The following is an 11,886-nucleotide window of genomic DNA, read 5'->3' on the forward strand; positions in this document are numbered from 1 at the left end:
CGGGATCATGTACGGGCGCCGGTCGGTCTCAGTCGCAGGATTCCTTGGTGACGGTCTTCTTGTCCCCGTACTCGTTCGTCTTCGACACGGTCTTCGAGGCGCAGCCGTCGCTGGTCTCGCGGGTCTCGACGGATTTGTGCTCGGTCGCGGGACGGTCGACCACGACGGTGTCGGGCGCGTCGCGGCGGATCACGGTCGTCTCGGCGGTCGCCGCCTGAACCCCCAGGATCGTGAACAGGGACGCGGCTGTCAGGAGCGATGTGCGCATGGGTCTCTCCACTTGGTGGTTGAATCTGCGCTAGCAACGGCAACCCTGGCAGTACGGTTCCTGGCCATTTTGCACGCTCCACGAGAATGTCGGCGAAGGGCTCAACCAATCGGCAAGGGGTCGCCGGCTGCCTTCCTGCCGCCGGATTAGGAGTTTCTTACCCGCAGGCCGCTAACACGGCGGCGGTGCCCGCCCGGCGCCCCCGAAGGATGCTCGCTGAAGGCTGTTCATGGCTGTCATCGCCGCCTTTGTGCTCAATGCCGGGCTGAACTTCATCCTCGGCCTGATCATCGCAAAGCTCCTCGGCCCCGCCGATTTCGGCCGGTTCGCCTTGGCGACGGCGGGCGCGATCGTCCTCAACACCCTGCTGTTCGAGTGGCTGCGCCTCTCCGCCACGCGGTTCTACTCGGGCCGCGTGCGCGCCGACGAGCCCTGGATCCGCCACGGCCTCGACCGGGCCTACGCGGTCATCGCCGCCGTGCTGCTCGCCGCGGCGCTCCTTTGCGCCGGCTTCGGCGTGGAGGCGGGCCCCGAGAGCCGCGGAGCGCTGTTCGCCGGAACCGCGATGGCGGCCCTCGGCATCGGCGTCTTCGACTTCCACGCCGCGCTCGCCCGGGCCCGCTTCGACGGCGGGCTCTACTTCCGCCTCGTCGCCCTCAAGAACCTGATCAGCTTCGCCGCGATGGCGGCGACCGCCTGGTACCTGCCGCAGCCGACCTACGTGCTCCTCGCCTTCGCGGGCGCGCAGGTCGTCACCGTGTTCCTGCTGCGCCATCCCCTGCGCGACCCCGCCACCCCGGTGCTGCGGGTGCGCCTGCGCGAGACCTGGCGGCTGTTCATGCTCTACGGCCTGCCGCTGATCGCCGCGAACGCGATCTACCAGCTGATGCCCTTCCTCAACCGCGGCACCATCGCGGCGCAGGCGGGCTTCGCCGAGGCCGGCTACTTCGCGCTCGCGGCCGACGTCACCTCCCGCAGCCTCTCGACGCTCGGCACCGCCCTCGACCTGCTGCTGTTCCAGCTCGCCGTCCAGGCGGAGGAGCACCAGGGCCGGGCGGCGGCGGAGCGTCAGGTCGCCGACAACGCCGTCACCGTGGTGGCGCTGCTGCTTCCCTGCGCCGTCGGCTTCTGGGCGGTGCTGCCGGCGCTCCAGGCCCTCGTGGTCCCGGAGGCCTTTCGCGGGCCCTTCGCGCTCTACGCCGCCCTGATGATCCCGGGCCTGTTCTGCCTCGCGATGATGAACTTCGCCCTCAACCCGATCTTCCAGATCCGGCGCCGCACCCTGCCGGTGATCGCCGCCGCGGTGATCGGCCTCGCGGTGAACGGCGTCGGCCTCCTCGTCCTGCCGGCCCTCGTCGGCGCGGCGGGCATCGCGCTGGCACAGAGCCTGGGCCTCGGCGCCGCCTTCGCCTGGCTGGCGCTGCGGGCCCTGACCGGGCCGGAGCCGCTGCGGCTGCCCTGGCGCGGCCTTGCGGGGGCCGGCGCCGCGAGCCTCGCCATGGGACTCGCCCTGACGCCGCTGCGCCATCTCGAGCCGGTCACCGCGCTGGCGGTGTCGGTGCCCCTCGGGGTGGCGCTCTACGGTGGCCTCGTCTGGCTCTTCGACATCGCGGGCCTGCGCAGCGTCGTGGCGCTGCGCCTGCGGCGCGGACAAGCGGCCCTCGCCGACTAGTCGAAGCGCGCCCGGGCGCTTGAAACCGGAGCGCAAACCCGCATGATCCTGCCGAAAGGGAGGGCCGTACAGGCCGTCCCGCGATGGGCAGGAAACGATGCGTTCATACGAGCCGACGGGCGAGGACGAAGCCGCGGGCGTCGTCCGCGAGGCCGCGGGCCGGTCCGAGCCGCTGCGGCTCGTCGGCGCCGACACCAAGGCCGGCATCGGCCGGCCGGCGCAGGATGCCGCCACCCTGAGCGCCCGAGGCCTCACGGGCGTCACCCTGTACGAGCCCGCCGAGATGGTGGTGGCCGCCCGCGCCGGCACGCCGCTCGCCGAGGTCCAGGCCCTGCTCAACGGGCGCGGCCAGATGCTGCCCTTCGAGCCCGCGGACCACCGCCGCCTGATGCGCACGGCCGGCGAGCCGACCTTCGGGGCGGTGGCGGCGGCCAACAATGCCGGGCCGCGCCGCATCAACGCCGGGGCGGCGCGCGACAGCCTCATCGGCGTGCGCTTCGTCAACGGGCGCGGCGAGGTCATCAAGTCCGGCGGGCGGGTGATGAAGAACGTCACCGGCCTCGATCTCGTGAAGTTGATGGCGGGCTCCTGGGGCACCCTCGGCTTCCTCACCGAGGTGACCTTCAAGGTCCTGCCCGTGCAGGAGCGCACCGCGACCCTGGTGTTCGGCGGCCTCGACGAGGCCCGCGCCGTCGAGGCCCTGAGTGCCGCCCTCGGCTCGCCCTTCGAGCTGACCGGCGCCGCGCACCTGCCCGCCGGCATCGCGGGGCCCGAGCCCCGGACCCTCATGCGGATCGAGGGTTTCGCCGGCGCCGTCGATTACCGGGCGGGCGCGCTGCGCCGCCTGCTCCGGCGCTTCGGCCAGCCCGACCTCGTCGAGGGCGAGGCGGGTGCCGCCCTCTGGCGCGGCGTGCGCGACGTCGAGGCCTTCTGCGAGGCGGACGGCGAGGCCGTGTGGCGGATCTCCACCGCCCCGGTGAAGGGCGCCGCGGTGGCCGCCGAGATCGGCCGGGCCCGGGCCGGGCGCTGGTACTACGACTGGGGCGGCGGGCTGATCTGGCTCGCGACCGCGAGCGCGGGCGATGCCGGCGCCGCCGCGATCCGCGCGAGCCTCGCGACCCATGGCGGGCACGCGACGCTCGTCCGCGCCCCCGATCCGGTGCGGGCCGCGGTGCCGGTGTTCCAGCCGCTCACCGAGCCGCTGATGCGGGTGACCCGCGGGATCAAGGCCGCGCACGACCCCAAGGGGCTGTTCAACCCCGGCCGCATGTACGCGGGCGTCTGACGCCTCGGGCCTGCGCGACGATTCCCCATGCCCGACGCCGCCCGCTTCGGTATAATTGCTCCAATTCAAAAGGACGCTGGGCCCGGACGGGAATTTCCCGATCCGCCGGCCGGGCCGAGGAAACGACCGTGCAAACCAATTTCAGCCTGGCGCAGCTCGCCGACCCGGCCATGGCGGCCTCCGAGAAGATCCTGCGCACCTGCGTGCATTGCGGCTTCTGCACCGCGACCTGCCCGACCTACCTCCTCCTCGGCGACGAGCTCGACAGCCCGCGCGGGCGCATCTACCTGATCAAGGACATGCTCGAGGGCGGAAAGCCGGCGAGCCGGGAGGTGGTCAAGCACGTCGACCGCTGCCTCTCGTGCCTGTCCTGCATGACGACCTGCCCGTCCGGGGTGCACTACATGCACCTCGTCGATCACGCCCGCACGCATATCGAGGAGACCTACGCGCGGCCCGCCGACGACCGCGTCCTGCGGGCGCTGCTCGCCTTCGTGCTGCCCTATCCGGCGCGCTTCCGCCTCGCGCTCGTCGGGGCGAAGCTCGGCCGGCCGCTCCGGGGGCTGGTGGCGCGCCTGCCGCGCGTCGGCAACCGGCTCGCCGCGATGCTCGACCTCGCGCCGGCGGCGCTGCCCGGCCGCAACCCGACGAACCGGCCCGGCCTGTTCCCGCCGGGAACGGAGGTCCGGCGCGGCCGGGTCGCGCTGCTGCGCGGCTGCGCCCAGAGCGTGCTGCGGCCGGACTTCAACGAGGCGGCGATCCGGCTCCTCAACCGGCACGGCGTCGAGGTGGTGCAGCCGAAGGGGGAGGGCTGCTGCGGGGCGCTGACCCACCACATGGGCAAGGAGGCCTCCGCTCACGCCCACGCCCGGCGCACCATCGACGCCTGGATCGCCGAGATGGACGGCCCCGGCCTCGACGCCATCGTGGTGACGGCCTCGGGCTGCGGCACCACGATCAAGGATTACGGCTTCATGTTCCGCGAAGACCCCGCCTACGCCGACAAGGCGGCGCGGGTCTCGGCCATCGCCCGCGACGTCACCGAATACGTGGCGAGCCTCGGCCTCGACGCGCCCGTGGTCGAGAGCGACCTCGTGGTGGCCTACCACTCCGCCTGCTCGATGCAGCACGGCCAGGGCATCCGCACCGAGCCGAAAACCCTGCTGAAGCGGGCGGGCTTCACCGTGAAGGACGTGCCCGAGGGCCATATCTGCTGCGGCTCGGCCGGGACCTACAACATCCTGCAGCCCGAGATCGCCGAGCGCCTGCGGGCCCGCAAGGTCGCCAATATCGAGCGGATGCGGCCGGACCTCATCGCCACCGGCAATATCGGCTGCGCGACCCAGATCGGGAAGGGCACGAACCTCCCGATCGTGCACACGGTCGAGCTCCTCGACTGGGCCACCGGCGGCCCGATGCCGGCGGCCCTCGCGGGGGTGAGCCCGCGGGACGCCCTGTTGGCGGCGGAGTAGGGGCGATCCCGGCGGTCTCAGGCCGGCGCCGCCTCCCGCACCGCGTCCAGCACGAAGACCCGGATCGCCGAGGAGAGGTTCTGCCCGGCCCGGCCCGCGTCGATCGTGCCGATCAGCGCCTGGACCGACTGCTCGCGCGCCGCCGCGATCTCCCGCAGCGCCCGCCAGAACGGCTCCTCCAGGGAAACGCTGGTCCGGTGCCCCGCGATCATCACCGACCGCTTGACGATGCCGGCGCTCATGCCTTCCGGTTTCATGCCTTCGGGTCTGATGCCTCGGGGTCGTCGGCCTTCAGGCGGTGGCCCTCGTGGCGGGAGGCCTCCAGCGCCTTGCGGGTCTCGGCCAGGGTCCTGGCCTTCTTCGGCCGGCCGAAGACCACGCGGTTCTCGCTGGCCTTCTCCGCCTTCTCGGCGCGCTCGCGCGCCTTGCGGACCTGGCGCAGGTTGATGATCTCGGCCATGCCTGCCTCCTCACCTCACGCGGCCCTGAGGCCGGAGCCGGCGCGGAATGAGGGCCGCGCCGGGGGATGCTGCCCCTATTCGGCGCTCGGCGCCAGCATGTCCTCGGGGCGCACGACCCGGTCGAACTCGGCCTCCGTGACGTAGCCGAGGCGCAGGGCCTCCTGCTTCAGGGTGGTGCCGTTCTTGTGCGCCGTCTTGGCGATCTCGGCGGCCTTGTCGTAGCCGATCGTGGGCGCCAGCGCCGTCACCAGCATCAGCGACCGGCTCATCAGGTCGGCGATCTTGTCCTCGTTGGCCTTGATGCCGACGACGCAATTGTCGGCGAAGCTCACCGCCGCGTCGGCGAGCAGCCGCACCGATTGCAGCACCGCGTTGGCGATCACGGGCTTGAACACGTTCAGCTCGAAATGGCCCTGGCTGCCCGCGAAGGCCACCGTCGTGCCGTTGCCGATGACCTGGGCGCAGACCATCGTCAGCGCCTCGCACTGGGTCGGGTTGACCTTGCCGGGCATGATCGAGGAGCCGGGCTCGTTCTCGGGCAGCGACAGCTCGCCGAGGCCGGAGCGCGGGCCGGACGCCAGCAGGCGGATGTCCTGCGCGACCTTGAACAGGCCGGAGGCGAGGGCCGCGAGCGCGCCCTGCGTGAACACCAGGGCATCGTGGGTCGCCAGCGCCTCGAACTTGTTCTCGGCGGAGGTGAAGGGGAGCCCGGTCAACTCAGCGACCTTGGCGGCGAAGGCCTCGGCGAAGCGCGGGTGGGCGTTGAGGCCGGTGCCGACGGCGGTGCCGCCCTGCGCCAGCGCCAGCACGCCCGGCAGCGTCGCGGCGATGCGGGCGCCGCCGAGGGCCACCTGCTGGGCGTAGCCGGAGAATTCCTGGCCGAGCGTCACCGGCGTGGCGTCCTGCAGGTGCGTTCGGCCGATCTTGACGATGCTCTCGAAGGCCCTCGCCTTGGCATCGAGCGCCCCGTGCAGATGCGTCAGCGCCGGCATCAGCCGGTCGTTGATCTCCCGCGCGACCGCGATGTGCATGGCGGTCGGGAAGGTGTCGTTCGAGGACTGGCCCCGGTTGCAATGGTCGTTCGGGTGGACCGGCGCCTTGCCGCCGCGCTGGCCCCCGAGGCGCTCGTTGGCGAGGCTGGCGATCACCTCGTTGGCGTTCATGTTGGACTGGGTGCCCGAGCCCGTCTGCCAGACCACGAGGGGGAACTCGTCGTCGTAGCGCCCGGCCACCACCTCGGCGGCGGAGTCCGCGATTGCCGCGGCGATCGTCCCGTCGAGCTGGCCCAGATCCTTGTTCACGAGCGCGGCGGCCTGCTTGACGAGGCCGAGGGCGTGGACGAGGGGCGCCGGCATGTGCTCGGTGCCGATCCGGAAGTTCTGGATCGAGCGTTGCGTCTGGGCACCCCAGTACCGGTGGGCCGGTACCTCGATCGGACCGAAGGTGTCGGATTCCGTGCGGGTGGCGGTCTCGCTGGGCTGCGGCGACATCGTGGCCTCTACGTCTTGAAACAAGCGGACCCTACTTACGGCAGGGATACGCAAATCGCGATGGCGCTTTTCACGGCGTCTGACAAACGGCGCGGGCTGTCGCTGCCCTATGCCGAGGATGGCGCCTCAATGCTCACGACCCCGATCCTCCCCGTCCCGGACCGCTTCCGCCCGAAGGTCCCGGCCCCCTTGCGCGAGCCGATGGGGCTTTTCGCCTTCCTCAAGGCGGCCCGCGCCAACCCGATCACGACCTGGATGGAGGAGCACTTCACCGCGCCGGTCCTCGCCGGGGACGGCGCGCTCGGCCGCGTGACGGTGGTGAGCGACCCTGGCCTGATCCGCTACCTCTACGTCGAGAACGCGAAGAACTACCGCAAGGACGACCTTCAGCGGCGCGTCCTGGCGCCCGGCCTCGGCAACGGCCTCCTCACCGCCGAGGACGAGGAGTGGCGCCTGCAGCGCCGCATGCTCGCGCCGGTCTTCTCGGCGCGCAACGTCGCGGGCTTCGCCGACGCGATGAACCAGGCCGGCGCCCGCATCGCCCGGCGCCTCGCGCGCCGCGACGGCGTCCGGGTCGATGTCGCGCTCGAGATGACGCGCACCACCCTCGACGTCCTCGAACGCACGATCTTCACGCAGGGCCTGCCGAGCGACCCGGACGCCCTCGGCCGCGCCATCACGCGCTTCCTCGAGGCGGTCGGGCCGATCGATCCCCTCGACGTGTTCGGCGTGCCGACCTTCGTGCCCCGAATCGGGCGCCTGCGGGCGCGCCCCGCCATCCGCTTCTTCGCCGAAATCGTCGACGCCTTGATCGAGCGCCGCCGGGCGCTGATGCGGGGCGGCGCGGCGCCGAAGGACCTCCTGACCCTGCTGCTCGCCGCGCAGGACCCGGAGACCGGCAAGGGCCTGACCGATCTGGAGGTCAAGGCGAACATCGTCACCTTCATCGCGGCCGGGCACGAGACCACCGCGAACGCGCTGACCTGGGCCCTCTACTGCCTGTCGCAGGACCCGGCCGCCCGCGAGCGGCTCGAGCGCGAGGTCGACGCGGCCGTGGCCGGCCCGGCGGGGTTCGATGCCGAGGCTCTGCCCTTCGCCAAGGCGGTGGTGGAGGAGACCATGCGGCTGTTTCCGCCGGTGCCGTTCCTCAGCCGGCAGGCCATCGCCGAGGACCGGATCGGCCGCCTCAAGATCCCCCGCGGCTCGATCGTGATGGTGGCTCCCTACGTGCTCCACCGGCACAAGACCCTGTGGGAGGATCCGGCGGCCTTCCTGCCGGAGCGCTTCCTCGGCGCGGCCCGGGCGCAGATCCCGCGCTTCTCCTACCTGCCCTTCGGGGCCGGTCCCCGGATCTGCATCGGCCAGAGCTTCTCGGTGCAGGAGGCCGTCATCCTGCTCGCGCATATCGTCCGCACGGCGCGGCTCGACCTGCCGGCCGACCACCCGCCCGTGACGCCGCTCCACCGGGTGACGCTGCGGCCGGCGCACGGGCTGCACATGGACGTGCAGGCGCGTCGCCCGGGATCGGGCCCCGCCGCGTTGGCCCGGCGCATCGCCCAGCCCGGGTTCGTGACGGCAGCAGGACGGCAGGCTCCGTGAGCCCGGGGGAGGGGCCCGTCACCGGCGCCCCGAACCGGCTTTCGATCGGTGAGACCGCGATTGCCGGCGCGACGGGGTCGGAGCCCGGGAGCCGGCGCTTCGCCGGCGCCGGTCCGCGCAACCGGACGGCCGGTGTCGCCGTCCGTTCCCTCGATCCAGGCGCGCCGCTGACGCCACCATCCCGTGCAGCGCGATTCGGGCCTTCGGCGAATCGGACCTTCAGTGATGCGGAGCCCGACGAGGGCGCCTGAGGGTCAGCTCTTCTTGCGGAAGGCGTCGAGGCTGACGACCTCGGCGCCGTTCTCGCCGGCCTCGGCCTCGCCGTCCTTCCTGGCGGCCGGGCGGGGCGGGGCCTTCGCCTCGTCGCCCGCGGCGCCGTTCTGGGCGACGGGTAGGCTGGGCACCACCTTCGGCACGTTGCTGCCGATGGCCGCGAGCCCGGTGCCGCGCGGCTTGGTCTCGCTCGGCTCGGAGGCGGCGCCCCGCGGCCCGGACTTCGCCGGGGCCGGCGTCTCGTCCTCCTCGGGCAACTCGGCGCCGTCACTGAGGTCGAATTTGAGGCCGAACTGCACGGACGGGTCGAAGAACCCGGTCAACGCCTCGAAGGGCACGAGCAGGCGCTCCGGCACGCCCGAGAAGGACAGGCCCACCTCGAAGGTGTGCTCGTTGACCGACAGATCCCAGAACTGGTGCTGCAGGACGATCGTCATGTCCTGCGGATACTTCTCCCGCAGGCGCTGCGACATGCGCACCCCCGGCGCCTCGGTGCGGAACGAGACGTAGAAGTGGTGCTCCCCGGCGAGCCCGTCGCGCGCCGCATCGGTCAGCACCTTGCGGACGACGCCGCGGAGGGCATCCTGCACCAGGAGATCGTAACGGATCAGATCATCTGCCATCGGCTGTCGCTTTGCCCGGGCTGCCCGCCGACCGCGCCGCACGTCGGGCGTACCGGGACATGAAAATCACGCGAAGGCTTCTGTTACCAGGTGCCTCCTGACCCCGCCTATACGACGCGAACCGCTAGGACTTGAAGAAGGTTTTGAGGACCGCCTGCGCAGCCGCCGCCACCGGAGCGAAGGTGTCGTCGGCGACGCCTGCGAGGGCCCGATAACGGCGGACCCGCGCCGAGCGGACGCTCGACCCTTCCGCCCTCGTCGATCCCCTCTCGCCCCCGCCGGAGCCCAGCGCCGCTGCGTCCAAAAGCCCTGGGTTTCGGTGGAGGCGCCGGGTACCGTCCCCGGGTCCGATTGGTTAATTGCGAAGACCGTTGATCGCCGGTGCCGACCTTACGGCCGGCTACAGCGAATATAGGGGGGTTCGCGGCGGTTTTGAAGCCCGATCATGGACCGCCGATGCACGATGACGCGGCTGGTGCCCGGAGCGCCTCCCCGGCCCGAGCGGTCGCCCTCGCCTGCCTCTGGGTCTCGGGCCTCGGTGTTGCCGTCCTGCTCTACCTCGCGGCGGCGAGCCTCATGGCGATCCTGGCGGTGCGGGTCGGGGCCGACCTCCTCGACGGCATCGACCCCCTGCTCGACCTGGCCCGTCGCCCGTCCCTCGGGCCGGCCCGCCTCGCGACGCGGGAGCTTGCCGTCGACATCCTGCGCCAGGTCTTCCTCGCCGCCCTCGTCCTCGGCGCCGTGATCTGGCGCGAGCCGGCGCAGTGGCGACGCCGGCTCGCCCTCGACCGGGCGGCCCCGAACGGCATGCGCGCCCGCAACCTGCTCCTGCTGCTGCTGCTCTGGCCAATCGTCCACATCGCCTGGGTCTCGGGCACCGCCGAGGCCTTCGGGGCGGCCTTCGGCCGCGGCGTCTACCTGTCGCCGAGCCTGAGCCCCGCCGCAGTCACCGCCTGGCTCGCCTACCTCGTCGTGCTGGCCCCGGCCGCCGAGGAGATCCTGATGCGCGGCGAGATCTTCGCGAGCGCCCGCCGCTTCCTCTCGCCGGCCGCCACGATCCTGGTGACGGCGGCGCTCTTCGCCCTCGCGCACATCTCGGCCTGGGGGCTGGCGCGGCCGGTCTCGCTCCTGCCCCTCGCGCTGATGCTCGGCTGGCTGCGCTGGCGCACCGGGCGGCTCTGGCCCTGCATCGCACTGCACGGCTGGAGCAATCTCTCGCTCGTGGCCTACGTGCTCTGGCCGTCGCCGGGCTGACGCCGACGCCCCATCCCCGCGGGATTCCGGGGACGGGGCCCCTCGTATACCTCGCGTCAAGACCCCGCAGCCTTTAAGTCGGGGCAGGAGACGAGCCCGATGCAAGCCTACCACCAGCTGCTCCAGCGCATCCTCGACGAGGGCGTGCGCAAGGACGACCGGACCGGGACCGGCACCCTCTCGGTGTTCGGCCACCAGATGCGGTTCGACCTCGCGGACGGGTTCCCGCTCGTGACGACGAAGCACCTGCATGTGCGCTCGATCGTTCATGAATTGTTCTGGTTCCTGGCCGGCGACACCAACGTCCGTAGGTTGCAGGAACAGGGGGTCAGCATCTGGGACGAATGGGCCGACGCCGACGGCGAACTCGGCCCGGTCTACGGCAAGCAGTGGCGCGCCTGGGCGATTCCGGGCGGCGGCACGATCGACCAGATCGCCTGGGTGATCAACGAGATACGCCGGAACCCCGATTCCCGCCGCCTCATCGTGAGCGCCTGGAACCCGGCCGATCTCGACCAGATGGCCCTCGCCCCCTGCCATTGCCTGTTCCAGTTCTACGTCGCCGAGGGGCGCCTCTCCTGCCAGCTCTACCAGCGCTCGGCGGACGCGTTCCTGGGCGTGCCCTTCAACATCGCGAGCTACGCGCTGCTCACCGCGATGATCGCCCAGGTCACAGATCTCGTGCCGGGAGACTTCGTGCACACCTTCGGGGACGCGCATCTCTACGTGAATCATCTGGAGCAGGCGCGCCTCCAACTCGGCCGCGCCCCCCGACCACTTCCGCGGCTGCGCCTCAATCCGGCGATCCGCGCGGTGGAAGATTTCCGCTTCGCGGACGTTAACGTCGAGGGATACGATCCGCATCCGGCCATCCGCGCGCCCATCGCGGTGTAAGCGCTTCTCGAACCTGCAACTTTCTTGGTCACCCGGCCCAAACGCGAGACGCAATGCCCACAATCACCCTCGTCGCCGCGGTGGCGCAGAACGGCGTCATCGGACGCGACAACGGCCTCGTCTGGCGCCTGCGCAGCGATCTCAAGCGCTTCAAGGCGCTGACGATGGGTAAACCGATCCTGATGGGACGTAAAACCTTCGCGTCCCTCGGCCGGCCGCTGCCGGGCCGGCACAACATCGTCCTCACCCGCGACCCCGGCTTCCGCGCCCCGGACATCACCCTCGTGCATGCCTGGGACGAGGCCCTGGCGGCGGCCGGCCCGGCGGAGGAGCTGATGGTCGTCGGCGGCGCCGAGATCTACGCCCTGGCGCTCGCCGGCGCCGACCGGATCCACCTCACGGAAGTCGAGGGCCGGCCCGAGGGCGACACCTACTTTCCGGCCTTCGACCGCGCGGCGTTCCGCGAAGTCGCCCGCGAGGCCCACAACCCCTCCGAGCACGACGAGCGCGCCTTCAGCTTCGTTGAACTGGTGCGCGCGCATTAGCGCCCCCCCACGACCCATCGCGGCAAGCTTTGCCGAAAGCGCGCACGGAC

General features: G+C 71.7%; 12 protein-coding genes and 1 other RNA gene. 7 read left to right on the top strand and 6 right to left on the bottom strand.

Annotation, left to right across the window (positions count from 1 at the left end):
* Window positions 1-28 precede the first annotated feature (28 nt).
* Window positions 29-268, bottom strand: coding sequence for a hypothetical protein (locus F6X51_RS09125; RefSeq protein WP_150962930.1), 240 nt, complete (start codon window positions 266-268; stop codon window positions 29-31).
* Between the two features lie 229 nt (window positions 269-497).
* Between F6X51_RS09125 and F6X51_RS09130 the strand changes: the two genes are divergently transcribed.
* The 3 genes from F6X51_RS09130 to glcF all read left to right on the top strand — a co-directional run bounded on the left by F6X51_RS09130 (window position 498) and on the right by glcF (window position 4,697).
* Window positions 498-1,940 carry a lipopolysaccharide biosynthesis protein gene (locus tag F6X51_RS09130; RefSeq protein WP_150962931.1) on the top strand — a complete coding sequence of 481 codons (1,443 nt, stop codon included), beginning with the start codon at window positions 498-500 and terminating at the stop codon, window positions 1,938-1,940.
* 97 nt (window positions 1,941-2,037) lie between these two features.
* Window positions 2,038-3,225: a glycolate oxidase subunit GlcE gene (gene glcE, locus F6X51_RS09135; RefSeq protein WP_150962932.1), complete on the top strand. Its 1,188-nt coding sequence runs from the start codon at window positions 2,038-2,040 to the stop codon at window positions 3,223-3,225.
* Between the two features lie 128 nt (window positions 3,226-3,353).
* A complete protein-coding gene (gene glcF, locus F6X51_RS09140) occupies window positions 3,354-4,697 on the top strand; it encodes a glycolate oxidase subunit GlcF (RefSeq protein ID WP_150962933.1) in 1,344 nt (447 codons plus the stop codon).
* 17 nt (window positions 4,698-4,714) lie between these two features.
* Here the strand turns inward: glcF and F6X51_RS09145 are convergent, their stop codons facing one another.
* The 3 genes from F6X51_RS09145 to fumC all read right to left on the bottom strand — a co-directional run bounded on the left by F6X51_RS09145 (window position 4,715) and on the right by fumC (window position 6,648).
* Window positions 4,715-4,939, bottom strand: coding sequence for a ribbon-helix-helix domain-containing protein (locus F6X51_RS09145; protein WP_150962934.1), 225 nt, complete (start codon window positions 4,937-4,939; stop codon window positions 4,715-4,717).
* A gap of 11 nt (window positions 4,940-4,950) precedes the next feature.
* Entirely contained in the window at window positions 4,951-5,157 is a 207-nt protein-coding gene (locus tag F6X51_RS09150) for a DUF4169 family protein (protein ID WP_150962935.1), read from the bottom strand.
* A gap of 75 nt (window positions 5,158-5,232) precedes the next feature.
* On the bottom strand, window positions 5,233-6,648 hold the full coding sequence (fumC, locus tag F6X51_RS09155) for a class II fumarate hydratase (RefSeq protein WP_150962936.1): 1,416 nt from the start codon (window positions 6,646-6,648) through the stop codon (window positions 5,233-5,235).
* Window positions 6,649-6,777: 129 nt separating this feature from the next.
* Here fumC and F6X51_RS09160 point away from each other — a divergent pair, with 129 nt between their 5' ends.
* Window positions 6,778-8,247 carry a cytochrome P450 gene (locus tag F6X51_RS09160; RefSeq protein WP_150962937.1) on the top strand — a complete coding sequence of 490 codons (1,470 nt, stop codon included), beginning with the start codon at window positions 6,778-6,780 and terminating at the stop codon, window positions 8,245-8,247.
* A 254-nt stretch (window positions 8,248-8,501) separates the two neighbouring features.
* Here F6X51_RS09160 and F6X51_RS09165 read toward each other — a convergent pair whose 3' ends face one another.
* On the bottom strand, window positions 8,502-9,143 hold the full coding sequence (locus F6X51_RS09165; protein ID WP_150962938.1) for an SspB family protein: 642 nt from the start codon (window positions 9,141-9,143) through the stop codon (window positions 8,502-8,504).
* Window positions 9,144-9,212: 69 nt separating this feature from the next.
* Window positions 9,213-9,584, bottom strand: a transfer-messenger RNA (tmRNA) gene (gene ssrA, locus F6X51_RS09170).
* A 15-nt stretch (window positions 9,585-9,599) separates the two neighbouring features.
* Here ssrA and F6X51_RS09175 point away from each other — a divergent pair.
* From F6X51_RS09175 to F6X51_RS09185, 3 genes are all read left to right on the top strand, one after another.
* Window positions 9,600-10,397 carry a CPBP family intramembrane glutamic endopeptidase gene (locus F6X51_RS09175; protein ID WP_150962939.1) on the top strand — a complete coding sequence of 266 codons (798 nt, stop codon included), beginning with the start codon at window positions 9,600-9,602 and terminating at the stop codon, window positions 10,395-10,397.
* A 99-nt stretch (window positions 10,398-10,496) separates the two neighbouring features.
* Window positions 10,497-11,291 (top strand): thymidylate synthase, encoded by a 795-nt coding sequence (locus F6X51_RS09180; protein ID WP_150962940.1) that lies wholly within the window; start codon window positions 10,497-10,499, stop codon window positions 11,289-11,291.
* A 53-nt stretch (window positions 11,292-11,344) separates the two neighbouring features.
* Window positions 11,345-11,836, top strand: a complete 492-nt coding sequence (locus F6X51_RS09185; protein ID WP_150962941.1) for a dihydrofolate reductase — start codon at window positions 11,345-11,347, stop codon at window positions 11,834-11,836.
* The last annotated feature ends 50 nt before the right edge of the window (window positions 11,837-11,886 follow it).

It is taken from the genome of Methylobacterium planeticum, from assembly GCF_008806345.1.
Taxonomy (GTDB): domain Bacteria; phylum Pseudomonadota; class Alphaproteobacteria; order Rhizobiales; family Beijerinckiaceae; genus Methylobacterium; species Methylobacterium planeticum.

Coding starts and splice junctions, on each gene's coding strand:
- F6X51_RS09125 (WP_150962930.1), bottom strand. CDS start 268: ATGCGCACATCGCTCCTGACAGCCGCGTCCCTGTTCACGATCCTGGGG.
- F6X51_RS09130 (WP_150962931.1), top strand. CDS start 498: ATGGCTGTCATCGCCGCCTTTGTGCTCAATGCCGGGCTGAACTTCATC.
- glcE (WP_150962932.1), top strand. CDS start 2,038: ATGCGTTCATACGAGCCGACGGGCGAGGACGAAGCCGCGGGCGTCGTC.
- F6X51_RS09145 (WP_150962934.1), bottom strand. CDS start 4,939: ATGAGCGCCGGCATCGTCAAGCGGTCGGTGATGATCGCGGGGCACCGG.
- F6X51_RS09150 (WP_150962935.1), bottom strand. CDS start 5,157: ATGGCCGAGATCATCAACCTGCGCCAGGTCCGCAAGGCGCGCGAGCGC.
- fumC (WP_150962936.1), bottom strand. CDS start 6,648: ATGTCGCCGCAGCCCAGCGAGACCGCCACCCGCACGGAATCCGACACC.
- F6X51_RS09160 (WP_150962937.1), top strand. CDS start 6,778: ATGCTCACGACCCCGATCCTCCCCGTCCCGGACCGCTTCCGCCCGAAG.
- F6X51_RS09165 (WP_150962938.1), bottom strand. CDS start 9,143: ATGGCAGATGATCTGATCCGTTACGATCTCCTGGTGCAGGATGCCCTC.
- F6X51_RS09175 (WP_150962939.1), top strand. CDS start 9,600: ATGCACGATGACGCGGCTGGTGCCCGGAGCGCCTCCCCGGCCCGAGCG.
- F6X51_RS09180 (WP_150962940.1), top strand. CDS start 10,497: ATGCAAGCCTACCACCAGCTGCTCCAGCGCATCCTCGACGAGGGCGTG.
- F6X51_RS09185 (WP_150962941.1), top strand. CDS start 11,345: ATGCCCACAATCACCCTCGTCGCCGCGGTGGCGCAGAACGGCGTCATC.